Origin of the sequence: Klebsiella sp. BIGb0149, assembly GCF_004362605.1 — a bacterium.
Classification (GTDB): Bacteria; Pseudomonadota; Gammaproteobacteria; order Enterobacterales; family Enterobacteriaceae; genus Klebsiella; species Klebsiella terrigena.
In genome coordinates this window covers 303,600-329,459 of the sequence record NZ_SNYG01000007.1, presented here as the reverse complement: position 1 = coordinate 329,459, position 25,860 = coordinate 303,600, and the positions used below count along the sequence as shown (strand labels likewise).

Below are 25,860 nucleotides of genomic sequence, written 5' to 3'. Positions count from 1 at the left end.
CCGCCTCCTTAACCGCGCTTCACTTTTGACAGGGGATGATCTTCCGGATAGGTCGGGATATTCGGCTTGCGGGTGCCGAGCATCACGCACATCAGCGCTTCCTCCTCGCCGTGGTTAAACAGCCCGCGGTAGATCCCCGCCGGGACGGAGATCAGGTCGCGCTCGCGCAGCACGGTTTCGGTGTAGCTGTCGCCGTCCTGAACCATCAGGGTTATCTGCCCCTTGAGCATGAAAAACACCTCTTCGACGTCATCGTGCAGGTGCAGCGGCCCTTCGCACTTAGCCGGCAGCACCATGGTGGAGAAGGTGAAGTTCTCCGCCGCCACGGTATTGGTGTCGTTGGCGACGCCGGTGGCGCCGGTGCCGATGTAGCGCATCTGGGCGCGGCGGTATTTCGGGTCGAAATCGGCCTGGAACTTCAGCGCGTTCCAGTCATATTTGCGTCCTTCAAAGCGCGCGATACGCGACTCAATCCACTCTTCCATCGTCAGGTGCTCAGGCTTGAGGCCCTGTTTTGCAGTTACGCTTGAATCTGTCATCGTCTTCTCCTCAGTAACGTCTTAGCAGCGGCAGCAACAGGAGACAGCCTACGACCGCCATCACCGCCAGAAAGATCAGTCCGGAATCCATGCTGTGGGTGAAGGCGATAAGCGCGCCCATCACCGCAGGCGACAGGGCGCCGGCAAAGTTTCCCAACCCGTTGAAAATCCCACCCGCCGTGGCGCTGACCCGGGGATGGGTCGCCTTCGCCAGCAGTGCAAAAATATTGGGGGCGCCGGTTCCCCACATGAAGGTGCTAAAGCTCATCGCCGCGATAACCGTTAGCGGAGTGGTGAAGTGCATCACCGCCGCCAGGCCAACCGCCGCTCCGGCCAGCGAGATAAAGCAGGCGGCCGCGCGTTTATCCACCCGGTCTGAAAGCCACGCCCCGATGATTTCGCCGAGCAGCATGGCGATAAACGGCATCGACGATAGCCAGCCGGCGTGCTCCAGGTGGATACCCTTGCCCTTAATCAGGTAGCCGGGAAGCCAGCCGTTGATGCCCCACAGATAGGCGAGGAAGGCGATATTGAAGACGCAGATCATCCAGAAGTGCGGACTGACAAACAGCTCCCGGCGGGCGCTACGCCGCTCTTCCTGCGAGCTGGCGGCCGCGGAGGTTTTGCCCTCCAGCTGGATGCCGCGCAGGCCGATACGGACAAAAATCAGCACCGGCGCCGTCAGCATCGCCATCGCAAAGAAGGTGCTTTGCCAGCCGAAGGTGCTGAGCAGCCAGATGGAGAGCGGGAAGCCGATGGCCGCGCCGACCGGCGTCCCGAGCAGCCACAGCATGGTGGCGCGCGCCTGCAGACGCTGGGGGAAGGTGTGGCGCACGATGGCAAAGGCCAGCGGAAACAGCGGCCCCTCGGCGATGCCGAGCAGCACGCGCAGCACGATCATGGCGCTGTAGCTGTGGGTGAATCCCATCATCACCATTAATACGCACCACACCACCATCATGCCGGTGAGCAGGCGCAGCGGCGCGATGCGGTCGCCCAGCCCGCTGAGCAGAACCGAGGAGAAGCCGTAGCTCAGTAAAAAAGCGCTCATCAGGATGCCGAGGCGGGTGGTATCAAAATCGATGCCCATCGCCTGCTGAAAATGGCTATCGGAAAACAGCGCCGCAATGCTGATTTTGTCGAAGAACGCCAGCAGCACGCAGGCCAGTAACGACAGCGGAATGGCCCAGCGAACCGCTTTTTCAGGCGCGTGGACGCCCTCACCGCCCGCCACGGAGGGCGCGGTGTTGGTCTCTAATGTGGTCATCTCTCCCCCTTAAGGGTGCGCGGGTGTTATCGCAATGACATCAGCGAAAAGGTCAGATCGTCGAGCGGCACGGCGGAAAGATCCCTCCCCGCCGCCATCCAGCGCTTCGCCAGCTTGACGGTGCGCGCATCGTTAAACGCCACCAGCTGGCTGAGCCGGCCGTCGCTATCGAGTGAGAAAAACAGCGGCCCTTTGGGATCGCGGCGAACCACCGTCCGGGTTCCCGGCTGGGGGATCCCGAGGATCTGAATATTGTGCGCGTATTGATCCGACCACAGCCACGGCGCTTCATCGTAGCCCTCGGCCTGCGGATCGAGCATCGCTTTTGCCGTCGCCACCGCCTGATTCTGGGCAAAGGCCCACGACTGAATGCACAGGCCGTACTGGTGATGGCGGGCGACATCGCCGGCGGCGAAAATAGCCGGATCGGCGGTTCGTCCCTGGGCATCGACCACGATCCCGCGATCGACCGGCAGGCCCGCCTCCTGCGCCAGCTCCAGATTAAGATCGACGCCGATCCCCACCACCACCGCATCGAAGGTCTGACGTCGGCCGTCGCAGCGGATCACCGGCAGGCCGTCGCTATCTTCGAGGCCCAGCGCACCGCACCCCGTGCGGACGTTGACCCCCCGATCGCGGTGCAGCCATTCCAGCTCCTGCGACACCTCGCCGCTTACCGAGCGCATGCACAGCGCCGGCTGCTGTTCGTAGAGCGTGACCTCGACGCCGCTTTTGCGCGCCGAGGCGGCAATCTCGAGGCCAATCCAGCCGCCGCCGACGATCGCCAGCCGGGTGCTGGCCGCCAGGCGCTGCTTCAGGCGCCGGGCATCCTGCCAGTGGCGCAGGGTGTAGACCTGGGGATGCTGCGCCCACGCCTCGCCGGGCAGGCGGGCGCGGCCGCCGGTAGCGATCAGCAGGCGGTCGTAGGTCAGCCGCTCGCCGCCGCTCAGGCGCACGGTTCTCGCCTCACGATCGATGGCCTCCGCCCGCTGCGGGCGGTACCACTTCAGGTTCAGCGCCTGCTGAGCTTCTGCGCTAAACAGACGCGGCAGCGCCGGTTCGGCCTCCAGCAGCGCCGCCTTCGACAGCGGCGGGCGTTCGTAAAAATCCCACTCCTCCTCGGCGATGATGCAGATCTCGCCGTCGAAGCCTTCATCACGCAGCGTTTTTGCCGCCCAGCCGCCGGCCTGGCCGCCGCCGATAATCACTATCCGCACCGTCATACCGCCTCCGGCTTTTTCTGCTGGCGGCGGGTGTCGTGGTCGATACCGCCCTCCACCGCCCACTCGGTAAAGGAAACCAGGGAGTGTTCCAGCTCGCGCGGCTGCCAGTTTTCCGTCAGATAGTCGTCGTTGGTGTAGTACTCAAACGCCCCGCCGGTCGGGCTGTTGACGTACCAGAAATAGGCCGAAGAGACCGGGTGGCGGCCGGGGCCGATAAAGGTGCTCCACTGGCTTTTGTTCATTGCGATCCCGCCGCCGATCACTTCGTGGATATCGCGCACCGTAAAGGCGACGTGGTTAAGGCCGCGCCTGCGGGTCGGCAGCTGTAATAAGAAGAGATTGTGATGCCCGCCGCGCACGCCGCAGCGCAGGAACACCGCGCGGTTGATATAGCGATCGGACACCTGGAAACCGAGCACTTCGCGGTAAAAGCCCTCTACCGCCGCCAGCTCCTCCACGAAGAACACCACGTGGCCGATGTTGATCGGCTGGGCGCGGTCATAAACCGGACTCGGCGTATCGATCCGCCGCACGTCGCCCCACTGGTTTATCGGCTCAACGTCCAGCTCAACCGGCGTCTGCTGGCTCACCTGGACGCGCAGCGTCATGCCGTTCGGATCCTGGCACTCGAGGGCGCCGTCCACTTCGCGAAAGGCCGGCTGCTGCGCCAGCTTCGGCCGCAGCGCCTCCAGCGCCGCCCGGTCCGCCACGCCCCAGGTCATCCGGCGCAGGGTATTGCCCGCCTCAAAAGCGGGCGGCAGATCCGGGCTGTTGATCGGGTTGAGCATGACCTGGGCGCCGCTCAGGGTGGTAAAACCCCGGCCGCCGGCATCGCTCGTCAGGCCAAAATCACGCATAAATTTGGCGCTATGGGTCAGGTCGTCGACGCCAAATTCCAGCTTTTCAATTCCGGTTACACTCATCGTTCGTTGCCTCTTTACCGTTCGGTCGCCCGGATTTGGGCGTAAAACATGCCCGACGCAGCCAAGCGCCTGCAGTTAACGTATTGATTTAAATAGCCTGAGCTAAATGCCCGAGGAAGCCTGAAATTTTGTCCGCCGCCATGCTGACATCGTTTTGCAGCCGCTCGCGATCGGCCTGTGGGATCTCATCCGACGGCACCAGGATACTCACCACCGCCGCCACCCGTCCGCTGCGATCGTAGACCGGGTAAACGATGGAGGAGATCCCGTGACGGTAGAAGGACTCGCCGATCACAAAGCCCCGCGCCTTATCCTGCTGCACCATCTGCCACAGCGCTTCACGGTCGTGAATTTGCCCCGGCGTATTGCCCGGCAGCCGCTCGTCAGGGAACAGCAGCTCGAACTCGCGGCGGGAGACATCGGTCAGCAGCATGCGGCCAAGCGAAGTGCAGTGGACCGGCAGCCGGGTGCCGATGCTGACCTGATTAATGCGCGAGCCGGCGGCGCTGACGCGGGCGATGTAGATGATGTCCCGCCCGTCGCGGATCGCCAGGTGGCTGCTGCACTGGCTGGTATCGCGCAGCTGCTCAATCACCGGCTGACCGACCTGCGCCACATCCAGGGAGGCGATATATTCAAAGCCCAGACGCAGGACGTTCATCCCGAGCGAAAAGGTATTGGTGCGCGGATTGCGCTCCAGAAAGCCCATATATTCCAGCGTCTGCACCACGCGATAGGCGGTCGCCTTCGGCATATCCACCAGCCGATGCAGCTCGGCGAAGGTCAGATCGCGATGCTGCTCGCCAAACGCCAGCAGCAGCTCCAGCCCCCGCTCCAGGCCCGGCACCAGGTACTTCACTTCCCGCTCGTTTGCCATACCGCCTCGCCTCTTTAGTTAAAAACAAATCCGCCGTTGACCGGGATCAGCTGTCCGGTGATAAACCGCGACAGCTCGCTGAGCAGCCACACCACGCTGCCGGTAACATCCTCCGGCTGCTGGGCGCCGCTCAGGGCCCGGCCGTTCTCATACAGCTGATGACGTTCAGCCGGAACGTACTCGGTGGCCTCAACGCGGGTCAGCCCCGGGGCGATAGCGTTAATGCGAATGCGCTTCTCGCCAAGCTCCCGCGCCATTGAGCGGGTCATGGCGATCACCGCGCCTTTGCTGGCGACGTAGGCCATCAGACGCGGCGCGCCCCACAGCGCGGTATCCGACGCCACGTTAACGATCCCGCTGCCTTCACGCAGCAGCGGTACCGCCGCCCGGGTCACCAGCCAGGTGCCTTTGACGTTAACCGACATCACCCGATCCCACAGATCCGGATCGTAATCGATCATATTTTTGCCGCCGACGCCGGTGGCCATCGCGGCGTTATTCACCAGTCCGTCAATAGGACCTCGTTCGCCAATCGCGCTAAACGCCTGCGCGATTGAGCGCGGATCGGCCAGATCGATAGCGTAAGACTCGACGGCAAAACCTTGTTCACTGAGCCCATGCGCGCTCTCGGCCAGTTGGCCCTCGAGGATGTCGCACATCACCACCTTCGCCCCCTGCTCCGCGCAGGCTTTGGCGAAGTGATAGCCCAGCCCGCGCGCGGCCCCGGTCACCACGATACGTTTTCCGTTCAGCAGCCCGTTCATCAGGCGGCGCCCTGCTGTTCTTCGCGCGCCGCCAGCTGCTCTTTGGCCGCTTTTTGCATCATGCGGCGCAGGCGCGACAGCCCGACGTCGTGCTGATAGAGATATTCGTGGTCGCGGGCGTTCGGCGCCAGGCTCTCCAGCACCACGCGATCCTGCTCGAGCACTTCCCAGTGCAGTTTTTCCAGGCGGTTGCGGTACATGAAGCGCCACATATCGCGCTGCCAGCCCTGCACGCCGCGGATACGCCAGAAAAAGACCCGACAGTTGTCGTTATCTTCCGGCACCACCATGCCGACGATAAAGAAGTGGCCTCCTGGCCCAAAGCGTTTCTGATACGGGATCGACAGGCGCATCCAGCAGGCGCCGCTATTGCCGAGCTCTACCCAGTCAAAGTTGACGCCGCTCTGCCCCTTCTTCTCAAAGATAAAGCCGGTTTTGGTCGGCTGCAGCACCATGTCCGCTTTACGCTCCCCTTCCGCCATCGAGTGCGAAGAGGAGTGCAGATAGGTACCGTGCATCGGGTCCATGACGTTTTCCAGCGCGTACTGATAGTTGCATTTCCACGCGGCGGTGCAGAGGAAGTTGCTGTATTTGTCGCCGTTAGCCAGCTCTTCCGGGAAGCTCAGCTCATCCGGCTGCTGGTTCGCCGTGGCGCCAAACCATAAGAAGATCGCCCCGTGCGCTTCCTGAACGCTATAGCTGCGCACGCACTGCTGGCCCACCAGCGGACACTTGTCGACCGCCGGGACATCTTTTACTTCGCCGTTTCCCGCCACTTCCACGCCGTGATACCAGCAGGCGATGCGGTCGCCGAGGTTCCAGCCCATCGACAGGCGCGCGCCGCGGTGCGGGCAGCGGTCTTCCAGCGCCTGCAGCTGGCCGTCTTTATTACGCCAGATAACGATCTGCTCGCCGAGGCGGGTGATGCCCACCGGCGCGGACTGCACCTCCCAGCTTGCCAGCACCGGATACCACAGGCCGCGTAAACCTTTATCGAGATAGTTTTGTACCGTTGTCGTCATCGCTGTGTCCTCAGTATCCGTTTACCTGCAAAAAAGCCTCGAAGCTGGCCTCGCTCCACGGTTCGCCCTGCTGGTCGTGCATCCGCAGGTCGTTCAGCCCGTCCACCAGCTGCGTCAGGCTCTCTGCGCCCTGCTCAAACAGCCCTTCAAGGGTGGCGATAAGCTGCAGCTCCCAGCTCTCCGGAACGCGGCTGCGGGTCTGCCAGATAAGATTGGCGTAGTCGCCAGGCCGGTGGATATTGCCGTTTCCGCCCTCGGCGGGCGGCGTAAACTGGCGGCTTTCCGGCAGCGCCGGGTTGAAGTTCAGGGTTTCGCTCATGCCACGCTCTCCTCGATAAAAGTAATCTGGATCTGATTGTCGAATACCCGCACCGGGTAACGATTGAGGCTACGACCGCCCGGACCGTGCAGGCACTGACCGGTTTTCACATCGAATACCGCTTCGTGCAGCGGGCATTCAACCTTGCCGTCTTCCACAAAGCCCTGGCTTAACAGCGCGTAGGCATGGGGACACACGTCCTCCAGCGCGTAATACTCGCCATCAATCAGATAAATGCCGATCTCTTTACCGTCGATATTGCCGCTATAAGGGAAATCTTCCTGTACCTGCTCTGCGTCACATACGCCTATCCAGCTCATCACGATCCTCCAGGCTTTGTTTCATATATGAAACTCTGTTTCTTATTTAATACGGTCAATATAAAAGCGTTCAATCTTTCGTCAAGCGGCAATGTGAAGGATTTGTTAACCGATCGTGATTTAATTATCTAAGTGTGCAATCGATCACGAAAAATTGCGGCAATATGAAATTGTGATATTTAAAAGGGGGCGTGAAAATAAATTAAGCAGGCGCTTAACTTTTCGAAAAAGACTATTGACTTCTTTTCCATACAATCATTAAAAATGATAAAGCCGGCTAAACATCAAGTTTCACTGGTGAAACACTTTTCAATCAATATCTTTTAAAACAATGAGTTTCACCTGTGAATCATTTTACATACGTGACTATCACCGTTATTTAAAAATAGCGCCTTTGATTCATAAATGACCGGGAGAAAAGAATAATCATGACCGCAAGATGGCAGGGAACAATCGCGCTACTGTTGTTAATTATCATCTCTTATATTGACCGGGTAAATATCTCAGTGATGATACTTAACCCCGAATTTGCGGCCCACTTTCAGCTAAATGAAAACAGAATGTTACAGGGAATGCTGATGACCTGCTTTCTCGTGGGCTATGGGCTGTCGGCGCTACTCTTAACGCCGGTAATTGAAAACCGGCTGCACTATCGGCAGGGGCTATTAATCAGCATCGCTATCTGGGCCGCGGTGTGCGCCGTTTCTCCGCTGCTCGGCTCGCTGTTCGGAATGCTGATCGCCCGCGTTATTTTAGGTATTGCGGAGGGGCCGCTATTTTCACTTAAAACGCGCTTTATCAGCGACAGCTTCGCCGCCGGCGAGATCGGCAAACCGAACGCGGTTACCGCGCTCGGGGTCTCGCTGGGGCTGGCGGTGGGCTTCCCGCTGGTCACTTTTTTAATTGAGCATCAGGGGTGGCAAGGCTCTTTCTACAGCCTGGCCGCGCTGAACCTGCTGCTCGGCGGCGGGCTGATCTGGCGCTTCCTGCCGGCTCCTGCCGCGGCGGCGCAAAGGTCTCGCTCCGGCTTTAAGCAGACGTTTCAGCTGGCCTGGCGTACGCCGCTGCTCGGCTGGATCCTGCTGGTCGAGATCGCCACCCTCAGCTATCTGTGGGGCAGCAGCGCCTGGCTGCCGGCGTGGCTGCGCGACGAGCATCACTTCTCGCTACAGGCCACCGGCGTTCTGGCGGCGATCCCCTTTCTGCTCAGCCTGGGTTCAAAATTTCTTGGCGGTGTGCTGCTCGATAAAATGCGTCCCGAGCAGGCTCCGCTGCTGTTTATAAGCGGCGGTCTTCTGACGGCCTGCTCGATACTGGCGCTGATGCTCAGCCACCAGCCGGCGTGGCTGGCGCTGTTTATGCTGTCGGCCAATATCTTTTGGGGGCTTCAGGGGGCGGCGATACCGGCGGTGGTGCAGCATCACGCGGCGAGGGAGGCGGTTGGCAGCGCCTACGGCATCATTAACGGTATCGGCAATATCTGCGCGGCGTTTATCCCGCTGCTGATGGGGCTGGTGATGAAGTCGGTTGGGTCGGTCAGTTCAGGATTTTCGGTACTGGTGGCGTCACAGGTCGTTACCCTGCTTGCCGGAAGCGTGCTGCTGCTGCGCATGCGTCGCGCAGCAGCAGTGAGCGCTTAGGGCTTATTCGCCCTTTTTCGCCGCCTGGATATAGAGCATTTCCAGCGCCAGGGTCGCCGCCGCCAGGGCGGTGATCTCGGACTGATCGTAGGCCGGAGCCACTTCCACCACGTCCATGCCAACGATGTTCAGATCCTTCAGGCCGCGCACCAGCTTGATCGCGCGGTCCGAGGTCAGCCCACCGATCACCGGCGTACCGGTGCCCGGCGCAAACGCCGGATCCAGACAGTCAATGTCGAAGGTCAGGTAGACCGGCATATCGCCAACGATCTGTTTGATCTGAGCGATAACGTCGTCAGCGCTGCGATCGTTGACCTGGCCCGCGTCCAGCACGGTAAAGCCGTTGTCTTTGTCAAACTCGGTGCGGATACCGATCTGCACCGAGTGGTTCGGGTCAATCAGGCCTTCGTTCGGCGCGGTGTAGAACATGGTGCCGTGGTCAAACTCGCAGCCGTTGGCGTAGGTGTCGGTATGGGCATCGAAATGCACCAGCGCCATTTTACCGAAATGCTTAGCGTGCGCGCGCAGCAGCGGCAGGGTGACGAAGTGATCGCCGCCGAAGGAGAGCATACGTTTCCCGGCCGCCAGCAGCTTCTCAGCGTGGGCCTGCAAACGTTCGCTCATGTCGCGCGCGTCGCCGAAGGCGTAAACCAGGTCGCCGCAGTCGACAACGTTCAGACGTTCACGCATGTCGAAGTTCCACGGGAAGCGGTTGCCTTCCCAGGCAAGGTTGGTGGAAACCTGACGGATCGCCGCCGGGCCGTGACGCCCGCCCGCGCGGCCGGAGGTTGCCGCATCAAAAGGAACGCCGGTGATCACCCAGTCGGCGTCGCTGTCGTACGGCTGGAAGTTCAGCGGCAGACGCAAAAAACCAAACGCGTTAGAGACCAGGGAATTATCGTATTGATGACCTAAAGTGCTCATGGGTGTGACCTCTTTTTACAGGCGATAGTGTTAAAAATGCACATAAAAAAACCCCTCCGCGTCGTTAGGCCCGACGAGGAAGGGTTTGAATAGGGTGACTGCTTGTTGGGCGAATTATCGCCGTTAATGCCTGCGGGTTCAAGTCGGTATCGCGTTTGTGCGACCTGATGCCCCCTCCTTCACAAGAGAGGGCGCGCAGCATGTTACTCGTCTTCCAGGTAAGTGTAGCCGTACAGGCCCGCTTCGAACTCTTCGAGGAACTGCTGCTGCAGCGCCTCGTCGAGACCGGAGTTTTTCACCTGATCGCGGAACTGGGTCAACAGCGTGTTCGGATCCAGCTGCACGTACTGCAGCATATCCGCCACGGTATCCCCTTCGTCGGAGAGCTCAACTTCAACGCTGCCGTCAGGGAAGACGAACACGTCAACCGCTTCGGTATCACCGAACAGGTTGTGCATGTTGCCGAGGATCTCCTGGTAGGCGCCAACCATAAAGAAGCCCAGCATCGGCGGGTTATCAGGATCGTATTCCGGCATCGGCATGGTGGTGGCGATCCCGTCGCCGTCGACGTAGTGATCGATAGCGCCGTCGGAGTCGCAGGTGATATCCAGCAGCACCGCGCGGCGCTCAGGCACCATGTTCAGCCCTTCCAGCGGCATCACCGGGAACAGCTGATCGATACCCCACGCGTCCGGCATCGACTGGAACAGCGAGAAGTTGACGTAAATTTTATCCGCCATCCGCTCCTGCAGCTCGTCAATGATTGGCCGGTGCGCGCGGTTGCTCGGGTCGAGCTGTTTCTGCACTTCGTGACACATGTTCAGATACAGCTGCTCCGCCCACGCGCGCTCCTGCAGGTTGAAGGTGCCGGAAGAGTAGCCGATATGAATATCGTGCAGGTCCATCTGGCTATCGTGCAGCCATTCGCGCAGCGAGCGGCGGTTGCCGGTCTCGTGCATCTCGAGCCAGGTTTCCCACATGCTCTGCAGCGGGCGCGCCGCATCTTCCGCAGGCGGGGTCGCCTCGGTGTATTCGTTGCGCTCAACGCCGATGATGTTGGAGACCAGCACGGTATGGTGCGCGGTGACCGCACGCCCGGATTCGGTAATCACCGTCGGGTGCGGCAGGCCGTTCTCTTCGCAGGCGTCGCCGATCGCCCAGATGATGTTGTTCGCGTACTCGTTGAGGCCGTAGTTCACCGAGCAGTCGGACTGCGAACGGGTGCCCTCATAGTCCACGCCCAGGCCGCCGCCGACGTCAAAGCACTGGATATTGACGCCCAGCTTATGCAGCTCGACGTAAAAGCGCGAGGATTCGCGCACGCCGGTGGCGATATCGCGAATGTTGGCCATCTGCGAGCCAAGGTGGAAGTGCAGCAGCTGCAGGCTTTCCAGATGCCCCGCCGCGCGCAGAATTTCAACCAGCTGCAGAACCTGCGTCGCCGCGAGGCCGAACTTGGATTTCTCGCCGCCGGAGGACTGCCATTTACCGGAGCCCTGCGAGGCTAAACGCGCGCGGACGCCAAGACGCGGCACCACGTTAAGGCGTGCGGCCTCTTCCAGCACGATGGCGATTTCCGACATCTTTTCGATGACCAGATAGACCTTGTGGCCCATCTTTTCGCCCACCAGCGCCAGGCGGATATATTCACGGTCTTTATAGCCGTTACAGACGATCACGCTGCGGGTCATGCCCGCGTGCGCCAGCACCGCCATCAGTTCGGCCTTTGAACCGGCTTCCAGGCCCAGCGGCTCGCCGGAGTGGATCAGCGACTCAATCACGCGACGATGCTGGTTAACCTTAATCGGATAGACCAGGAAATAGTCGCCGTTATAGCCGTAGGACTCGCGCGCGCGCTTGAAGGCGGCGTTAATCGAGCGCAGGCGATGCTGCAGGATCTGCGGGAAGCAAAACAGTGCAGGCAGGCGCTGCCCCTGCGCTTCGCGCGCTTTAACTAATTCGGCAAGATCGACGCGCGCTTGCGGTACGTCAGGATCCGGGCAAACGCTGATATGGCCCAGCTCGTTGACGTCGTAGTAGTTATTACCCCACCAGGCAATATTATAAGTACGTAGCATTTTGCTAGCTTCCTGGGAGCTCATCGCCACCTCCTGCATAGAACGTAGTACACCCTGTTCGCCTGCTGACGAAGGCGAAACCATAGACATGTCGTCAGACATAGCGAACCTCAATTTTTAATCATAAGTGTAAGACAGTTAACTACTATCGCAGTCCAAAGACGCGATAACAACCCATGAACAGTCCTAAACCCCAGCAGATAGTGCTGGCGCTGCGGCTGCGCGACCGGTTTCTTCTTCATATGATAATAAAACACGTACCCGAACGTAGTGTGACAGTCCGGAGAAACCACGAGAAAACCCTTGCAATAGCGGCAAGAGAGCCCTTGTTCAGTTTTCTGACGACCTTCCGGCCCTGGAATCCTGAGAAGCGCCGAGATGGGTAGAACATCGGCAGGTGTGCATGCAAGAGATGCAGATTGCGGGATAGTGACGCGCGACGGAACGACGCGACGAATCAGGTGAAAAACGTGGGTTCATTATCTGGTATCACCTCCACACTGCCCCGAAACGGGCCAGCGACAAGCCAAAGCTATCTATCTGGCAGCAGGCGCAAAGGCCGCTGCGGGATTCTGTCAATACAGAGTGCTTAACCCGGCTGGAAGTGGCGTCACGAGGTACTCTTCGTGCGCTGTCATAATGAGCCGTGCGCGGCGTTTTATACCGAGAAGCAGGCTAAAATGCAAAATAAAAATATGCGCGTTGCCGCATCTGGCAGGAAAAATTTCCACCGACTATTGCGCATAAATGCGATGCGCATCAAAAAAGTCTGGAAATGGGATTAAGATTTGACCTAAAATAGCCGTCCAGAAGTTAATCCGTCTATACTGATTAACACTCAGACTGCTCGTGTCACTACCTGCAGGCTTTGGTAGAATCATCCACCAAAGCTAATCCACACAACAGTATGAGCTATACGAATACTCCACAGGTAAAATAAAACATGGCAAAACACCTCTTTACGTCCGAGTCCGTATCAGAAGGGCATCCAGACAAAATTGCTGACCAAATCTCCGATGCCGTGCTTGACGCGATCCTGGAACAGGATCCGAAGGCCCGCGTCGCGTGTGAGACCTACGTCAAAACCGGCATGGTTTTGGTTGGCGGTGAAATCACCACCAGCGCATGGGTTGATATCGAAGAGATCACCCGTAATACGGTTCGTGAAATTGGCTACGTGCATTCCGATATGGGCTTTGATGCCAACTCCTGCGCCGTGCTGAGCGCAATCGGCAAGCAGTCTCCGGACATCAACCAGGGCGTTGACCGTGCCGATCCGCTGGAGCAGGGCGCGGGCGACCAGGGCCTGATGTTTGGCTATGCCACTAACGAGACCGACGTGCTGATGCCGGCGCCGATCACCTATGCTCACCGTCTGGTGCAGCGTCAGGCTGAAGTGCGTAAAAACGGCACGCTGCCGTGGCTGCGTCCGGATGCGAAGAGCCAGGTGACCTTCCAGTATGACGACGGCAAAATCGTCGGCATCGACGCGGTGGTACTGTCGACCCAGCACGCGGAAGATATCGATCAGAAATCGCTGCAGGAAGCGGTGATGGAAGAGATCATCAAGCCGGTTCTGCCGACCGAATGGCTGAGCAGCGCCACCAAATTCTTTATCAACCCGACCGGTCGCTTTGTTATCGGCGGCCCGATGGGCGACTGCGGCCTGACCGGACGTAAAATCATCGTTGATACCTACGGCGGCATGGCTCGCCACGGCGGCGGCGCGTTCTCCGGTAAGGATCCGTCTAAAGTTGACCGCTCCGCGGCTTACGCAGCGCGCTATGTGGCGAAAAATATCGTTGCCGCAGGCCTGGCCGATCGCTGTGAGATTCAGGTTTCCTACGCAATCGGCGTGGCTGAACCGACCTCTATCATGGTGGAAACCTTCGGCACCGAAAAAATTGCGACCGAGCAGCTAACGCTGCTGGTGCGCGAATTCTTCGACCTGCGTCCGTACGGCCTGATCCAGATGCTGGATCTGCTGCACCCAATCTACAAAGAAACCGCGGCATACGGTCACTTTGGTCGCGAACATTTCCCATGGGAAAAAACCGACAAAGCCGCTCTGCTGCGCGAAGCTGCCGGCCTGAAATAACCGCGCGCTTTACCGTTTCAAAGGCCAGCCTCGTGCTGGCCTTTTTCTTTACCTCTTCCCCCCACTGCGCTCCGTGCTCCGCCGCCACCGGCTCCTGCAACACCAGATAATGAAAGCGATTACATAAGATTGGCAGCCATTCGTTAGCTCAGGTTCAGCGTTAATGAAGCAATCTGTCACAATGTTACATACTGTTTCAGGTAAGTCTGATTTGTGCTTTTTGTCGCGTCGACTAAACTCAAATATTACATTGATTTATATAAATATTTATTGATTACGTTTCTTTACCTTAGTGTAAGCGATTACACAGCCGTGATTGCAATCACATTTTTTTGCTACGCACTCCCCTACTCTAAGCAGCGACAGAATCAATAACTCAACTGGAGGGCGTTATGCCTGACAACAAAAAACAAGGGCGCTCGAACAAAACGATGACGTTCTTTGTCTGTTTCCTCGCCGCACTGGCTGGCCTGCTTTTTGGCCTTGATATCGGCGTCATTGCGGGTGCCCTACCCTTTATTGCCAACGAGTTTCAGATTACCGCTCACACTCAGGAATGGGTGGTGAGCTCCATGATGTTCGGCGCCGCGGTCGGTGCGGTCGGCAGCGGCTGGCTCTCCTTCAAGCTGGGCCGTAAGAAAAGCCTGATGATCGGCGCCATCCTGTTCGTTGCCGGCTCGCTGTGCTCCGCCGCCGCGCCGAACGTTGAAGTGCTGCTGATTTCCCGCGTACTGCTCGGCCTGGCGGTAGGCGTCGCTTCCTACACCGCCCCGCTGTACCTGTCCGAAATTGCGCCGGAGAAAATTCGCGGCAGCATGATCTCGATGTATCAGCTGATGATCACCATCGGTATTCTCGGCGCCTATCTGTCGGATACCGCGTTTAGCTACAGCGGCGCATGGCGCTGGATGCTCGGGGTCATAATCATCCCGGCCGTTCTGCTGCTGATTGGCGTTTTCTTCCTGCCGGACAGCCCGCGCTGGTTTGCCGCAAAACGCCGCTTTGTCGACGCTGAGCGCGTGCTGCTGCGCCTGCGTGATACCAGCGCGGAAGCCAAACGTGAGCTCGATGAAATCCGTGAAAGCCTGAAGGTCAAACAGTCCGGCTGGGAGCTGTTTAAAGAGAACAGCAACTTCCGCCGCGCGGTGTTCCTCGGGGTTCTGCTGCAGGTGATGCAGCAGTTCACCGGGATGAACGTCATCATGTACTACGCGCCGAAGATTTTTGAGCTGGCGGGCTACGCCAACACCACCGAGCAGATGTGGGGCACGGTCATCGTCGGCCTGACCAACGTGCTGGCGACCTTTATCGCGATCGGCCTGGTTGACCGCTGGGGCCGTAAGCCTACGCTGATCCTCGGCTTTATCGTCATGGCCGTCGGCATGGGCGTGCTGGGCAGCATGATGCATATCGGCATCCACTCCACGACCGCGCAGTACTTCTCCGTGCTGATGCTGCTGATGTTTATCGTCGGCTTCGCCATGAGCGCCGGCCCGCTGATCTGGGTCCTGTGTTCAGAAATCCAGCCGCTGAAGGGCCGCGATTTCGGCATCACCTGCTCCACGGCTACCAACTGGATTGCCAACATGATCGTCGGTGCGACCTTCCTGACCATGCTGAACTCGCTGGGCAGCGCGAACACCTTCTGGGTCTATGGCGGCCTGAACATCCTGTTCATCTTCCTGACCCTGTGGCTTATTCCGGAAACCAAAAACGTTTCGCTGGAACATATCGAACGTAACCTGATGAAGGGCCGTCCGCTGCGTGAAATCGGCGCTCGCGACTAGCCATCACCGCGCTTCCTCCCCCCGCGGGAGGAAGCTTCTTCTTGCTCTCCTCTCCTCACCGCACTATCCTCTGGCGCTATGAAGACGCCCCGAATTCCCATCGCTACGCAGCAGGCCGTAATGCGCAGCCTGCGGGAAAAACTCGCCCTCGCGAACCTCAAGCTTGAGCGCCGCTATCCGGAACCCGCGCTGGTCTATCAGCAGCGGGGAACCTCCGCTGGCACCGCCTGGCTGGAGAAGAATGAAATTCGCCTCAACCCGGTGCTGCTGCTGGAGAACCAGCAGGCGTTTATCGATGAGGTCGTGCCGCACGAGCTGGCGCACCTGCTGGTGTGGCAGCATTTTGGACGCGTGGCGCCGCACGGCAAAGAGTGGAAGTGGATGATGGAAAACGTGCTGGAAGTGCCGGCCCGCCGCACCCACCGCTTCGAACTGGACTCCGTGCGGCAGAATACCTTCCCCTACCGCTGCCGGTGCCAGCAGCACCAGCTTACCGTTCGCCGTCACAACCGCGTGACGCGCGGCGAAGCCACCTACCGCTGCGTTCGCTGCGGCGATCTGCTGGTCGCCGAAGCGTAAATATCGGCTATAACTGGAAATTTTCTGATCTGACTGATTGCATCTGACAATCGCATTCGCTACGTTGCGGGCTCGTTTTGACACGGAGTTCACGATGTCCCGTACTCATATTTTTGCCGCAGCGCTTTTGACTGCGGCCTGTGGCGGTCAGGCTATGGCCGAAGGAATCAATAGTTTTTCCCAGGCAAAAGCCGCCGGAGTGAAGGTTAACGCCGATGCCCCCGGTGACTTCTACTGCGGCTGCAAAATCGACTGGCAGGGTAAAAAAGGCGTAATCAATCTACAATCCTGCGGCTATAAAGTGCGTAAAAACGAAAACCGCGCCGGCCGCGTCGAGTGGGAGCACGTCGTCCCGGCGTGGCAGTTTGGCCACCAGCGCCAGTGCTGGCAGGACGGCGGGCGTAAAAACTGCGCCAAAGATCCGGTATACCGCAGGATGGAAAGCGATATGCACAACCTGCAGCCGGCGGTTGGCGAAGTCAACGGCGACCGCGCTAACTATATGTACAGCCAGTGGAACGGCGGCGAGGGCCAGTACGGCCAGTGCGCGATGAAGGTCGATTTTAAAGAGAAGGTCGCCGAGCCGCCGGCGCGCGCGCGCGGCGCGATTGCGCGGACCTACTTCTATATGCGCGATAGCTATCAGCTCACCCTTTCCCGCCAGCAAACCCAGCTTTTTACCGCCTGGGATAAGACCTACCCGGTCACCCGCTGGGAGTGCGAGCGCGATGAGCGTATCGCTAAAGTTCAGGGCAACCACAATCCTTACGTCCAGCAGGCTTGCCAGGCGCAAAAGAGCTAACCTACACTAGCGGCAATTGTTAATTTGCAGGTCCCGCTATTCTCCCGCCGCGGCGGGGAACCGGGGGCCTGCACGAAGAACGGAATATCAAGCATGCGCACTCCCCGCATCCACCACCCTGAGCCGATTATCGTCGGTAGCCAGATAGCCCTTTCCGACGACGCGGCGAACCACGTTGGCCGCGTACTGCGAATGGGTAAAGGCCAGGCCATTCAGCTTTTTGACGGTAGTAATCAGGTATTTGCAGCCACAATCGTCGACGCGGGCAAGAAAAACGTGACGGTTGAGATCGTCAGCAGCGAGCGTGACGACCGCGAATCGCCGCTGCATATTCACCTCGGTCAGGTCATGTCGCGCGGCGAAAAGATGGAATTCACCATCCAGAAATCGATCGAGCTTGGGGTAAGCCTCATTACGCCACTGTTTTCCGAGCGCTGCGGGGTTAAACTGGATGCCGAACGCTTGCAGAAAAAGATCCAGCAGTGGCAGAAAATCGCCATTGCCGCCTGCGAGCAGAGCGGCCGCAACGTGGTGCCAGAGATTCGCCCGGCCATGCAGCTGGAGGCCTGGTGTGCGGAGCAGGATGATAGCCTGAAGCTGAACCTGCACCCTCGCGCCAGCGCCAGCATCAACACGCTGCCGCTGCCGGTCGAGCGCATTCGTCTGCTGATTGGCCCTGAAGGAGGGCTGTCAGCGGAAGAGATCGCGATGACCGCTCGTTACCAGTTTACTGATATTCTGTTGGGACCGCGCGTTCTGCGTACAGAGACAACTGCGCTAACCGCCATTACCGCGCTACAGGTGCGTTTTGGCGACTTAGGTTGAAGCGTTAACGGAGAATAATAATGATCAAGCTCGGCATCGTGATGGACCCCATCGCAACCATCAACATCAAGAAAGACACCAGCTTCGCCATGCTGCTGGAAGCCCAGCGTCGTGGCTACGAACTCCATTACATGGAGATGAACGACCTGTACTTAATCAACGGCGAAGCCCGCGCCCGTACGCGCACGCTGAGCGTAGAGCAGAATTACGATAAGTGGTACGAGTTCAGCGGTGAGCAGGATCTGCCGCTGGCGGATCTCGACGTGATTCTGATGCGTAAGGATCCGCCGTTCGATACCGAGTTCATTTATGCCACCTATATTCTGGAACGCGCGGAAGATAAGGGCACGCTTATCGTCAACAAGCCGCAAAGCCTGCGCGACTGTAACGAGAAGCTGTTTACCGCCTGGTTTGCCGACCTGACGCCAGAAACTCTGGTCACCCGCAACAAGGCGCAGCTGAAAGCCTTCTGGGAAAAGCACGGCGATATTATTCTCAAGCCGCTGGACGGCATGGGCGGTTCCTCTATTTTCCGCGTGAAAGAGGGCGATCCTAACCTGCCGGTGATTGCGGAAACGCTGACCGATCTGGGCAGCCGCTACTGCATGGCGCAGAACTATCTGCCGGCCATCAAGGACGGTGATAAGCGCGTTCTGGTCGTCGACGGCGAGCCGGTTCCCTGGTGCCTGGCGCGTATTCCGCAGGGCGGAGAGACGCGCGGCAACCTGGCCGCCGGCGGTCGCGGCGAAGCCCGTCCGCTGACCGAGAGCGATTGGGAGATTGCGCGCCGCGTCGGCCCTACGCTGAAGGCCAAGGGCCTGATTTTCGTCGGCCTGGATATCATCGGCGATCGCCTGACGGAAATTAACGTCACCAGCCCAACCTGCGTACGCGAGATTGAGGCCGCCTTCCCGATCTCCATCACCGGGATGCTGATGGACGCCATCGAGAAGCGCCTCGCTAAGTAATCCGCGGCTTATGGATGAGCCGGTTGAAAACGCAGCGTCCTTGTTGCATCCGCAACCGGCCAGCTTGCTTCAACGAAAGCTTAAGAGTAAAGGGGCCAACGCCCCTTTACTCTTTTGCTCTTTTGTTCTTTTGTTCTTTTGTTCTTTTGTTCTCTTGCACTTTGCTCCTTGCTCTTCGCTTTTTACCCTTTATCTTTCGCTTTTTACTCTTCGCCCTTTTCGAACCGATAATCAGCCAAACTGATTCAACGAAAGATTTCAGGTTACAGGAAGGCGGCGACGCAGCGAGCGCCCGGGAGCATAGTTTACTATGTGACCGGGGCGAGTGAGGAAGCCAACGCACCTGTAGCGTGAAAGATAAAGTTGAATCGACAGGGCGGCACTTTGCCCGCATACTGAGTGCTGCTTTTTGAACCACCAGGAACAGAACCTCTGACAATGAATTTACAGCATCACTTTTTGATTGCCATGCCTGCTCTTCAGGACCCTATATTCCGCCGCTCCGTGGTTTATATCTGCGAGTACAACGATGACGGTGCCATGGGTATTATCGTCAACAAACCGCTGGAAAATCTGCAGATTGACGGGATCCTCGAGAAGCTAAAAATTGTCGCTGAGCCGCGCAATCCCGATATTCGCCTCGATAAGCCGGTCATGCTTGGCGGCCCGCTGGCGGAAGATCGCGGCTTTATTCTGCACTCGCCGCCCTCTGACTTCTCTTCCAGCATCCGTATTTCCGACAATACCGTGATCACCACGTCGCGGGACGTACTGGAAACTCTCGGTACCGATAAGCAGCCGAGCAACGTTCTGGTGGCGCTGGGCTACGCCTCCTGGGAAAAGGGACAGCTGGAGCAGGAGCTGCTCGATAACGCCTGGCTCACCGCCCCGGCGGATCAGAATATTTTGTTTAAAACGCCGATTGCCGATCGCTGGCGTGAAGCGGCAAAACTGATTGGGATCGATATTGTGACGATGCCCGGCGTTGCGGGGCACGCATAATGAGTGGAACCTTACTGGGCTTTGATTTTGGCACCAAAAGCATCGGCGTTGCGATTGGGCAACGCATTACCGGCACCGCCCGCCCGCTTCCTGCGCTCAAAGCACAGGACGGAAAGCCGGACTGGAACGTTATCGAAAAGCTGCTGAAAGAGTGGCAGCCTGAAGCCGTTATCGTCGGCCTGCCGCTGAATATGGACGGCACCGAGCAGCCGCTAACCGCGCGCGCGCGCAACTTCGCCAATAAAATTCACGGCCGCTTTGGGGTCAAGATAACCCTGCACGACGAGCGTCTGAGCACGGTGGAGGCCCGCGCGGGGCTCTTCGAGCACGGCGGGTTTCGCGCCTTGAATAAAGGCAGCGTCGACTCCGCCTCGGCGGTGGTTATTCTGGAAAGCTACTTCGAGCAGGGTTTTTAAGCCCCGACATGATGGCGCCGAGCCGGCGCCATCATCGTGACGACCTAGTGACGGAGATGCTCGTTAGCCCAGCTCACCGCCTGGGTACGATTCTTCACGCTCAGCTTGCGAAAGACGTTATAGAGATGAGTGCGCACCGTATTCTCGCTAATGAACAGCGCCCGGGCGATATCCATATTGGTCGCACCGCAGCGCAGTTCGTTTAAGATCTCACATTCCCGTTCCGTCAGCGGCGAGCTTTCCGCCGGCTCCGATGCATGATTCGCAGCGTACATCGCCGGGTGCATCACGCTCAATTCAGCCGTCTGTTCGCCGTTCAGCACGGCCTTAACGCCCTCAATTAAACGCGAGACGTCATCGTCATGGCGGAATACGCCGTATAGCGCGGGCCACTGCGCCATCTCATAGAGCTCATACTTTTGTGCGCTGTTGATAATCAACAGGCGCGGGCTCTCTGCGTGCGATCGAATAATATCTCGCCACACGCCGTTCAGCTTTTTATTCGACACGGCAATATCAAATAATATTACACAGTCTTTCGCTAAGCGCTGCGTCAGCGGCTTATTGATATTATGCAGAGTTACTGCGATCGATAGGGTTTCCGCCAGTCCGCTGACAAAAGACTGACTCTGAATCGAGGGATGAGTAATAAAGATAATCTGACGAGAATGAGCGCAATTACCTGATAAATTAATCACTTAAAACTCTCCTTAGCAAGCATCCACCATCATAGTGGTTAAATGAATTAAAAACAAAAAATCACATATTCATTAATAAACTGAAATAAATTTACATATTAAAAAAATATTTCATGGGAATCATCCTATCCCCACAAACAGCATAAGGTGAATTCATTAAAAGTGTCAAAAGATAATCTTATTTTTTTCCCATTTCTGCGAGGATAATGCCTAAGCCAATTCCAGACACTCATTATTTTGACGTAGTTATTTACGCTTGCCTATATTTAAAATCAATATCAAAGAACATTAATAAAACATTATGATAACAACAAACTGGCAGGATGACTGAATATAAAACCTCCGGCTACAGGCGACCTGCGGAGACACGCTGTTGAAAACTTTGCGTAAAAGTCTGCATTCCGCTCTGCTGTCCGGTCTGCATAACGCCGGGCAGCTGATGGGTTTTACCCTCACGGATCAAATTAGCCACCGCCGGGGTATTTACCAAAAGCTCGAATAGCGCAACTCTACCGCCAGATATATCCGGTAATAATTTTTGTGCCAGTACGGCGCATAAACTTCCCGCCAGCTGGCCGCGAACCTGCTCTTTTTCCTGGGCAGGAAAAACGTCAACCAGGCGCTCAACCGCCTGCGCCGCGCCGCGGGTATGCAGCGTGGCCATCACCAGGTGCCCGGTCTCCGCCGCCGTCAGCGCCAGGCGGATGGTCTCGCTGTCGCGCAGCTCGCCCAGCAGAATGACGTCCGGGTCCTGGCGCAGCGCCACCCGCAGCGCCGCCGCAAACGACGGCGCGTGGCGGCCAATTTCACGCTGCTGGACCAGGCAGCGCTCGCTGCCATGGACAAACTCCACCGGATCTTCAAGGGTCAGGATATGGCCGTCGAGGCGCTGATTGAGATAGCCGACCATCGCCGCGAGGGTGGTCGATTTACCGCTGCCGGTGGCGCCGGTCACGAGGATCAGCCCGCTCTCTTCATTGAGCAGCTCGGCTATCGCGGCGGGAACGCAGAGCGCATCAAGCCGCGGGCAGGCTTCCGGCAGCAGGCGCAGCGCCAGCGACAGCCCGCGCGTGTGGGCGAATGCGCTGGCGCGAAGGCGCGGCCCGCCGGGTAGCGCCAGCGCGAAATCAACCTGTCCGCTGGCATGCCACTGCGCCTGCTGATCGTCATTGAGCCACTGCGCGAGTATTTTGCCGATCTCCGGCGACGTGAAGGGCGCGGGCTCCAGCCTCCCCTGACGACGCCAGCGCGGCGCCGAGGCATTGCACAGGTGTAGATCGGAGACGTTATGCTTTACACTAAGGGCCACTATTTCTTCCAGCTCCATAACTCATCCTCGGAATATGAACGATATTGCGCATAACCTGGCACAGGTCCGGGACAAAATCTCAGGCGCTGCCGCTCGCTGCGGCCGCTCGCCAGAAGAAGTTACGTTGCTTGCAGTCAGTAAAACCAAACCTGCGAGCGCGATCGAAGAAGCGGTGGCTGCCGGTCAGGTGGCTTTCGGTGAAAACTACGTTCAGGAAGGCGTGGAAAAAATTCGCCATTTTCAGGATGCCGGGGCTCACCATCTGCAGTGGCACTTTATTGGCCCGCTGCAGTCCAACAAAAGCCGTCTGGTGGCGGAGCATTTCGACTGGTGCCACACCGTCGACCGGCTGAAGATCGCCGCCCGCCTTAGCGAGCAGCGTCCGGCGCATCTGCCGCCGCTTAACGTGTTGATTCAAATTAATATCAGCGACGAGCAAAGCAAATCAGGGATCCCGCCTGAGGAGCTGGATGCATTGGCGGCAGAGATCGACGCCCTGCCGCATCTGCAGCTGCGCGGATTAATGGCCATTCCGGCCCCTGAGTCAGAGTATGTAAGGCAGTTTGCCGTCGCCCAACAAATGGCGGTAGCATTTGCGCGACTGAAGGCGCACTACCCTGCGGTCGATACGCTGTCTCTGGGAATGTCGGATGATATGGAAGCCGCTATCGCGGCGGGAAGCACTATGGTGCGCATCGGTACCGCAATCTTCGGTGCGCGCGACTACAGCAAAAATTAAGGAATCTGAGGAACGCCATGAAGACGTTGACTTTCCTGCTTTCAACGGTCATTGAACTCTACACCATGATCATGTTGTTACGCGTCTGGATGCAGTGGGCACGCTGCGACTTTTACAACCCCTTCTCGCAGTTTGTGGTGAAGGCAACCCAGCCTGTCGTTGGGCCGCTGCGCCGTATTATCCCGGCCCTGGGGCCGCTCGACAGCGCCTCGATGCTGCTGGCCTTTATTCTCTGCGTCATCAAAGCCATCGTGCTGTTTATGGTGGTCACCTTCCAGCCGATCATCTGGATTTCCGCGCTGCTGATCCTGATTAAGACTATCGGCCTGCTGATTTTCTGGGTGCTGCTGCTGATGGCGATTATGAGCTGGGTAAGCCAGGGCCGCAGCCCGGTTGAATACGTGCTGATGCAGCTCGCCGACCCGCTGCTGCGCCCTATTCGCAAGCTGCTGCCGTCAATGGGCGGGATCGACTTCTCGCCGATGGTGCTGGTTCTGCTGCTGTACGTGATTAACATGGGCATTTCCGAACTGCTTCAGGCAACCGGTAACGTGCTGCTTCCGGGGCTGTGGATGGCGCTATGAGTGCCGTCGAAGCCTGCGCCGACGGGCTGGTTTTGCGGCTGTATATTCAGCCCAAGGCCAGCCGTGATAGCATCGTTGGTTTACATGGCGACGAGCTCAAAGTCGCCATTACCGCCCCGCCCGTTGATGGTCAGGCAAACGCCCATCTGATTAAGTTCCTCGCCAAACAGTTTCGCGTCGCGAAAAGCCAGGTGCTTCTTGAAAAAGGCGAACTGGGCCGGCACAAGCAGATAAAAATAATTAACCCGCAACAGATCCCGACTCAGGTCGCGGCGCTGACAGAATAAGAGCCTGGCTCTATACAGGATTAATCATGCAAAAAGTTGTTCTCGCCACCGGCAATGCCGGAAAGGTCCGCGAGCTGGCCTCGCTGCTGGAAGATTTTGGTCTGAATATCGTTGCTCAAACCGAGCTGGGAGTCGATAACGCCGAAGAAACCGGGCTGACCTTTATCGAAAACGCCATTCTGAAGGCGCGCCATGCCGCAGAGATTACCGGTCTGCCGGCGATTGCCGATGACTCCGGCCTGGCGGTCGATGCGCTCGGCGGCGCGCCGGGGATCTACTCCGCGCGCTACTCCGGCGAAGGCGCCAGCGACCAGCAGAACCTGGAAAAGCTGCTCGCCGCCCTGGGCGACGTTCCCGACGATAAGCGCCAGGCGCAGTTCCACTGCGTGCTGGTCTACCTGCGCCATGCCGCGGACCCAACGCCGATTGTTTGTCACGGTAGCTGGCCGGGCGTGATTGCCCGCAGCGCGGCAGGCAGCGGCGGCTTTGGCTACGATCCTATTTTCTTTGTTCCGTCTGAGGGTAAAACCGCGGCGGAGCTGAGTCGTGAAGAAAAAAGCGCGATATCCCACCGCGGGCGCGCGCTGAAACTGTTACTGGAAGCATTACGTAATGGCTAATTTGCCACCTCTGAGCCTGTATATTCACATCCCGTGGTGCGTGCAGAAGTGCCCGTACTGTGATTTTAACTCGCACGCATTGAAGGGCGAGGTGCCGCACGACGACTACGTGCAGCACCTGCTCAACGATCTGCGGGCCGACGCGCACTACGCCCAGGGCCGTGAAGTCAGGACTATTTTTATCGGCGGCGGTACGCCTAGCCTGCTCTCCGGGCCGGCGATGCAGACGCTGCTTGACGGCGTTCGCGCCTGCCTGCCACTGGCCGCCGACGCCGAGATCACCATGGAGGCCAATCCCGGCACCGTGGAAGCCGATCGCTTTGTTGAGTATCAGCGCGCGGGGGTCAACCGGATCTCCATCGGCGTGCAGAGCTTTAGCGAGGCAAAGCTGCAGCGCCTGGGACGTATTCACGGCCCTGACGAGGCGAAACGCGCGGCGCACCTGGCCACCGGCCTCGGCCTGCGCAGCTTCAACCTTGACCTGATGCACGGCCTGCCGGACCAGTCGCTGGATGAAGCGCTGGACGATCTGCGCCAGGCCATTGAGCTCAACCCGCCGCACCTGTCGTGGTATCAGCTGACGATTGAGCCGAATACCCTGTTCGGCTCCCGTCCGCCGGTGCTGCCGGATGACGATGCGCTGTGGGATATTTTTGAACAGGGGCATCAGCTGCTGACGGCGGCAGGCTATCAGCAGTATGAAACCTCCGCCTATGCCAAACCCGGCTACCAGTGTCAGCACAATCTTAACTACTGGCGCTTTGGCGACTACCTCGGCATCGGCTGCGGGGCGCACGGTAAGGTGACGTTCCCTGACGGACGCATTCTGCGAACGGCAAAAACGCGCCATCCGCGCGGCTACATGGAAGGCCGCTACCTTGAGCGCCAGCACGACGTCGAGGCGGCGGATAAGCCGTTCGAGTTCTTTATGAACCGTTTCCGCCTGCTGGAAGCCGCGCCGCGCGCCGAGTTCAGCCGCTATACCGGCCTTGATGAGAACGTGATTCGCCCGCAAATTGCCGCCGCCATCGCCCAGGGCTACCTGGCTGAGGACGCGCACTGCTGGCAGATAACCGAGCACGGCAAGCTGTTTTTAAACTCGCTGCTGGAGCTGTTCCTGAGCGAAGATTAAGCATCCGGGCGGCCCTTCGCCGCCCGTTTTTTTTCCCGCACGCCCCCTCTTCTCACCGTTGTTTTTCCCTCCGCGCTTCGGTCAAAGCGCCTGCTCCTTTTTTATTCAGATCTTTGCA

29 protein-coding genes are annotated in these 25,860 nt (G+C 58.5%); 14 read left to right on the top strand and 15 right to left on the bottom strand.

Annotated features, from left to right (window positions below):
• Positions 1-8: 8 nt before the first annotated feature.
• From EDF75_RS22910 to EDF75_RS22870, 9 genes are all read right to left on the bottom strand, one after another.
• Complete coding sequence (locus EDF75_RS22910) at positions 9-539, bottom strand: cupin domain-containing protein (protein ID WP_095099295.1); 531 nt, start codon at positions 537-539, stop codon at positions 9-11.
• 10 nt (positions 540-549) lie between these two features.
• Positions 550-1,806 carry an MFS transporter gene (locus tag EDF75_RS22905; RefSeq protein ID WP_045857103.1) on the bottom strand — a complete coding sequence of 419 codons (1,257 nt, stop codon included), beginning with the start codon at positions 1,804-1,806 and terminating at the stop codon, positions 550-552.
• A gap of 26 nt (positions 1,807-1,832) precedes the next feature.
• Complete coding sequence (locus EDF75_RS22900; protein WP_133600973.1) at positions 1,833-3,029, bottom strand: NAD(P)/FAD-dependent oxidoreductase; 1,197 nt, start codon at positions 3,027-3,029, stop codon at positions 1,833-1,835.
• Positions 3,026-3,952: a VOC family protein gene (locus EDF75_RS22895; RefSeq protein WP_133600972.1), complete on the bottom strand. Its 927-nt coding sequence runs from the start codon at positions 3,950-3,952 to the stop codon at positions 3,026-3,028. The genes EDF75_RS22900 and EDF75_RS22895 overlap by 4 nt, the downstream gene beginning before the upstream one ends.
• Positions 3,953-4,040: 88 nt before the next feature.
• Positions 4,041-4,829, bottom strand: coding sequence for an IclR family transcriptional regulator (locus EDF75_RS22890; RefSeq protein ID WP_045857098.1), 789 nt, complete (start codon positions 4,827-4,829; stop codon positions 4,041-4,043).
• 14 nt (positions 4,830-4,843) lie between these two features.
• The gene (locus EDF75_RS22885) at positions 4,844-5,593 is read right to left on the bottom strand and encodes an SDR family oxidoreductase (RefSeq protein WP_133600971.1); all 750 of its coding nucleotides are present in this window, start codon (positions 5,591-5,593) and stop codon (positions 4,844-4,846) included.
• A complete protein-coding gene (locus EDF75_RS22880) occupies positions 5,593-6,615 on the bottom strand; it encodes an aromatic ring-hydroxylating oxygenase subunit alpha (protein WP_123708797.1) in 1,023 nt (340 codons plus the stop codon). The genes EDF75_RS22885 and EDF75_RS22880 overlap by 1 nt, the downstream gene beginning before the upstream one ends.
• A 10-nt stretch (positions 6,616-6,625) precedes the next feature.
• On the bottom strand, positions 6,626-6,934 hold the full coding sequence (locus EDF75_RS22875; protein ID WP_045857092.1) for a recombinase-like helix-turn-helix domain-containing protein: 309 nt from the start codon (positions 6,932-6,934) through the stop codon (positions 6,626-6,628).
• On the bottom strand, positions 6,931-7,254 hold the full coding sequence (locus EDF75_RS22870; RefSeq protein ID WP_041147189.1) for a Rieske (2Fe-2S) protein: 324 nt from the start codon (positions 7,252-7,254) through the stop codon (positions 6,931-6,933). Before EDF75_RS22870 ends, EDF75_RS22875 begins: the two co-directional genes overlap by 4 nt.
• Before the next feature lie 428 nt (positions 7,255-7,682).
• Between EDF75_RS22870 and EDF75_RS22865 the strand changes: the two genes are divergently transcribed.
• Positions 7,683-8,894 carry an MFS transporter gene (locus tag EDF75_RS22865; protein ID WP_133600970.1) on the top strand — a complete coding sequence of 404 codons (1,212 nt, stop codon included), beginning with the start codon at positions 7,683-7,685 and terminating at the stop codon, positions 8,892-8,894.
• A 3-nt stretch (positions 8,895-8,897) separates the two neighbouring features.
• Here the strand turns inward: EDF75_RS22865 and speB are convergent, their stop codons facing one another.
• The 4 genes from speB to EDF75_RS27485 form a co-directional block, all read right to left on the bottom strand.
• Positions 8,898-9,818: an agmatinase gene (gene speB, locus EDF75_RS22860; protein ID WP_076946678.1), complete on the bottom strand. Its 921-nt coding sequence runs from the start codon at positions 9,816-9,818 to the stop codon at positions 8,898-8,900.
• 203 nt (positions 9,819-10,021) lie between these two features.
• On the bottom strand, positions 10,022-11,998 hold the full coding sequence (gene speA, locus EDF75_RS22855) for a biosynthetic arginine decarboxylase (protein ID WP_133600969.1): 1,977 nt from the start codon (positions 11,996-11,998) through the stop codon (positions 10,022-10,024).
• Positions 11,999-12,006: 8 nt separating this feature from the next.
• Positions 12,007-12,138: an acid stress response protein YqgB gene (yqgB, locus tag EDF75_RS22850; RefSeq protein WP_133600968.1), complete on the bottom strand. Its 132-nt coding sequence runs from the start codon at positions 12,136-12,138 to the stop codon at positions 12,007-12,009.
• Positions 12,139-12,226: 88 nt separating this feature from the next.
• Complete coding sequence (locus EDF75_RS27485; protein WP_437440697.1) at positions 12,227-12,376, bottom strand: hypothetical protein; 150 nt, start codon at positions 12,374-12,376, stop codon at positions 12,227-12,229.
• Between the two features lie 463 nt (positions 12,377-12,839).
• Between EDF75_RS27485 and metK the strand changes: the two genes are divergently transcribed.
• From metK to ruvX, 8 genes are all read left to right on the top strand, one after another.
• Positions 12,840-13,994 carry a methionine adenosyltransferase gene (gene metK / locus EDF75_RS22840; RefSeq protein ID WP_045857082.1) on the top strand — a complete coding sequence of 385 codons (1,155 nt, stop codon included), beginning with the start codon at positions 12,840-12,842 and terminating at the stop codon, positions 13,992-13,994.
• Positions 13,995-14,386: 392 nt separating this feature from the next.
• A complete protein-coding gene (locus EDF75_RS22835) occupies positions 14,387-15,781 on the top strand; it encodes a sugar porter family MFS transporter (protein WP_123708801.1) in 1,395 nt (464 codons plus the stop codon).
• A 78-nt stretch (positions 15,782-15,859) separates the two neighbouring features.
• On the top strand, positions 15,860-16,360 hold the full coding sequence (locus EDF75_RS22830; protein WP_133600966.1) for a SprT family zinc-dependent metalloprotease: 501 nt from the start codon (positions 15,860-15,862) through the stop codon (positions 16,358-16,360).
• Positions 16,361-16,454: 94 nt separating this feature from the next.
• Positions 16,455-17,162, top strand: a complete 708-nt coding sequence (gene endA, locus EDF75_RS22825) for a deoxyribonuclease I (protein ID WP_133600965.1) — start codon at positions 16,455-16,457, stop codon at positions 17,160-17,162.
• A gap of 93 nt (positions 17,163-17,255) precedes the next feature.
• Positions 17,256-17,987: a 16S rRNA (uracil(1498)-N(3))-methyltransferase gene (gene rsmE, locus EDF75_RS22820; RefSeq protein WP_133600964.1), complete on the top strand. Its 732-nt coding sequence runs from the start codon at positions 17,256-17,258 to the stop codon at positions 17,985-17,987.
• Positions 17,988-18,007: 20 nt separating this feature from the next.
• Complete coding sequence (gene gshB / locus EDF75_RS22815; protein ID WP_076946673.1) at positions 18,008-18,955, top strand: glutathione synthase; 948 nt, start codon at positions 18,008-18,010, stop codon at positions 18,953-18,955.
• A gap of 438 nt (positions 18,956-19,393) precedes the next feature.
• Positions 19,394-19,957, top strand: coding sequence for a YqgE/AlgH family protein (locus EDF75_RS22810; protein ID WP_041147199.1), 564 nt, complete (start codon positions 19,394-19,396; stop codon positions 19,955-19,957).
• The gene (gene ruvX / locus EDF75_RS22805; RefSeq protein WP_041147200.1) at positions 19,957-20,373 is read left to right on the top strand and encodes a Holliday junction resolvase RuvX; all 417 of its coding nucleotides are present in this window, start codon (positions 19,957-19,959) and stop codon (positions 20,371-20,373) included. Before EDF75_RS22810 ends, ruvX begins: the two co-directional genes overlap by 1 nt.
• A 44-nt stretch (positions 20,374-20,417) precedes the next feature.
• Here the strand turns inward: ruvX and EDF75_RS22800 are convergent, their stop codons facing one another.
• Complete coding sequence (locus tag EDF75_RS22800; RefSeq protein ID WP_133600963.1) at positions 20,418-21,071, bottom strand: LuxR C-terminal-related transcriptional regulator; 654 nt, start codon at positions 21,069-21,071, stop codon at positions 20,418-20,420.
• 346 nt (positions 21,072-21,417) lie between these two features.
• On the bottom strand, positions 21,418-22,398 hold the full coding sequence (locus EDF75_RS22795; RefSeq protein WP_133600962.1) for a type IV pilus twitching motility protein PilT: 981 nt from the start codon (positions 22,396-22,398) through the stop codon (positions 21,418-21,420).
• A 16-nt stretch (positions 22,399-22,414) separates the two neighbouring features.
• Between EDF75_RS22795 and EDF75_RS22790 the strand changes: the two genes are divergently transcribed.
• Genes EDF75_RS22790 through hemW form a run of 5 tightly spaced genes read left to right on the top strand, consistent with a single transcriptional unit; the run spans position 22,415 to position 25,742 of the window.
• Complete coding sequence (locus EDF75_RS22790; RefSeq protein WP_133600961.1) at positions 22,415-23,119, top strand: YggS family pyridoxal phosphate-dependent enzyme; 705 nt, start codon at positions 22,415-22,417, stop codon at positions 23,117-23,119.
• A gap of 17 nt (positions 23,120-23,136) precedes the next feature.
• The gene (locus EDF75_RS22785) at positions 23,137-23,703 is read left to right on the top strand and encodes a YggT family protein (protein ID WP_041147204.1); all 567 of its coding nucleotides are present in this window, start codon (positions 23,137-23,139) and stop codon (positions 23,701-23,703) included.
• Positions 23,700-23,990: a DUF167 family protein YggU gene (yggU, locus tag EDF75_RS22780; RefSeq protein ID WP_041147205.1), complete on the top strand. Its 291-nt coding sequence runs from the start codon at positions 23,700-23,702 to the stop codon at positions 23,988-23,990. The genes EDF75_RS22785 and yggU overlap by 4 nt, the downstream gene beginning before the upstream one ends.
• Before the next feature lie 26 nt (positions 23,991-24,016).
• Positions 24,017-24,610, top strand: coding sequence for an XTP/dITP diphosphatase (locus EDF75_RS22775; protein ID WP_045857059.1), 594 nt, complete (start codon positions 24,017-24,019; stop codon positions 24,608-24,610).
• Entirely contained in the window at positions 24,603-25,742 is a 1,140-nt protein-coding gene (gene hemW / locus EDF75_RS22770) for a radical SAM family heme chaperone HemW (RefSeq protein WP_133600960.1), read from the top strand. The genes EDF75_RS22775 and hemW overlap by 8 nt, the downstream gene beginning before the upstream one ends.
• Positions 25,743-25,860: the final 118 nt, after the last annotated feature.

Bases quoted from the DNA above. Each gene is read 5' to 3' on its own strand.
- EDF75_RS22885 (WP_133600971.1), bottom strand. From the start codon at position 5,593: ATGAACGGGCTGCTGAACGGAAAACGTATCGTGGTGACCGGGGCCGCG.
- EDF75_RS22865 (WP_133600970.1), top strand. From the start codon at position 7,683: ATGACCGCAAGATGGCAGGGAACAATCGCGCTACTGTTGTTAATTATC.
- yqgB (WP_133600968.1), bottom strand. From the start codon at position 12,138: ATGAAGAAGAAACCGGTCGCGCAGCCGCAGCGCCAGCACTATCTGCTG.
- EDF75_RS22890 (WP_045857098.1), bottom strand. From the start codon at position 4,829: ATGGCAAACGAGCGGGAAGTGAAGTACCTGGTGCCGGGCCTGGAGCGG.
- EDF75_RS22785 (WP_041147204.1), top strand. From the start codon at position 23,137: ATGAAGACGTTGACTTTCCTGCTTTCAACGGTCATTGAACTCTACACC.
- ruvX (WP_041147200.1), top strand. From the start codon at position 19,957: ATGAGTGGAACCTTACTGGGCTTTGATTTTGGCACCAAAAGCATCGGC.
- EDF75_RS22910 (WP_095099295.1), bottom strand. From the start codon at position 539: ATGACAGATTCAAGCGTAACTGCAAAACAGGGCCTCAAGCCTGAGCAC.
- yggU (WP_041147205.1), top strand. From the start codon at position 23,700: ATGAGTGCCGTCGAAGCCTGCGCCGACGGGCTGGTTTTGCGGCTGTAT.
- endA (WP_133600965.1), top strand. From the start codon at position 16,455: ATGTCCCGTACTCATATTTTTGCCGCAGCGCTTTTGACTGCGGCCTGT.
- EDF75_RS22795 (WP_133600962.1), bottom strand. From the start codon at position 22,398: ATGGAGCTGGAAGAAATAGTGGCCCTTAGTGTAAAGCATAACGTCTCC.
- EDF75_RS22900 (WP_133600973.1), bottom strand. From the start codon at position 3,029: ATGACGGTGCGGATAGTGATTATCGGCGGCGGCCAGGCCGGCGGCTGG.
- rsmE (WP_133600964.1), top strand. From the start codon at position 17,256: ATGCGCACTCCCCGCATCCACCACCCTGAGCCGATTATCGTCGGTAGC.
- speA (WP_133600969.1), bottom strand. From the start codon at position 11,998: ATGTCTGACGACATGTCTATGGTTTCGCCTTCGTCAGCAGGCGAACAG.
- EDF75_RS22905 (WP_045857103.1), bottom strand. From the start codon at position 1,806: ATGACCACATTAGAGACCAACACCGCGCCCTCCGTGGCGGGCGGTGAG.
- EDF75_RS22810 (WP_041147199.1), top strand. From the start codon at position 19,394: ATGAATTTACAGCATCACTTTTTGATTGCCATGCCTGCTCTTCAGGAC.
- EDF75_RS22775 (WP_045857059.1), top strand. From the start codon at position 24,017: ATGCAAAAAGTTGTTCTCGCCACCGGCAATGCCGGAAAGGTCCGCGAG.
- EDF75_RS22830 (WP_133600966.1), top strand. From the start codon at position 15,860: ATGAAGACGCCCCGAATTCCCATCGCTACGCAGCAGGCCGTAATGCGC.
- EDF75_RS22790 (WP_133600961.1), top strand. From the start codon at position 22,415: ATGAACGATATTGCGCATAACCTGGCACAGGTCCGGGACAAAATCTCA.
- EDF75_RS22880 (WP_123708797.1), bottom strand. From the start codon at position 6,615: ATGACGACAACGGTACAAAACTATCTCGATAAAGGTTTACGCGGCCTG.
- speB (WP_076946678.1), bottom strand. From the start codon at position 9,818: ATGAGCACTTTAGGTCATCAATACGATAATTCCCTGGTCTCTAACGCG.
- EDF75_RS22835 (WP_123708801.1), top strand. From the start codon at position 14,387: ATGCCTGACAACAAAAAACAAGGGCGCTCGAACAAAACGATGACGTTC.
- EDF75_RS22875 (WP_045857092.1), bottom strand. From the start codon at position 6,934: ATGAGCGAAACCCTGAACTTCAACCCGGCGCTGCCGGAAAGCCGCCAG.
- EDF75_RS22895 (WP_133600972.1), bottom strand. From the start codon at position 3,952: ATGAGTGTAACCGGAATTGAAAAGCTGGAATTTGGCGTCGACGACCTG.
- EDF75_RS22870 (WP_041147189.1), bottom strand. From the start codon at position 7,254: ATGAGCTGGATAGGCGTATGTGACGCAGAGCAGGTACAGGAAGATTTC.
- EDF75_RS27485 (WP_437440697.1), bottom strand. From the start codon at position 12,376: ATGAACCCACGTTTTTCACCTGATTCGTCGCGTCGTTCCGTCGCGCGT.
- gshB (WP_076946673.1), top strand. From the start codon at position 18,008: ATGATCAAGCTCGGCATCGTGATGGACCCCATCGCAACCATCAACATC.
- hemW (WP_133600960.1), top strand. From the start codon at position 24,603: ATGGCTAATTTGCCACCTCTGAGCCTGTATATTCACATCCCGTGGTGC.
- metK (WP_045857082.1), top strand. From the start codon at position 12,840: ATGGCAAAACACCTCTTTACGTCCGAGTCCGTATCAGAAGGGCATCCA.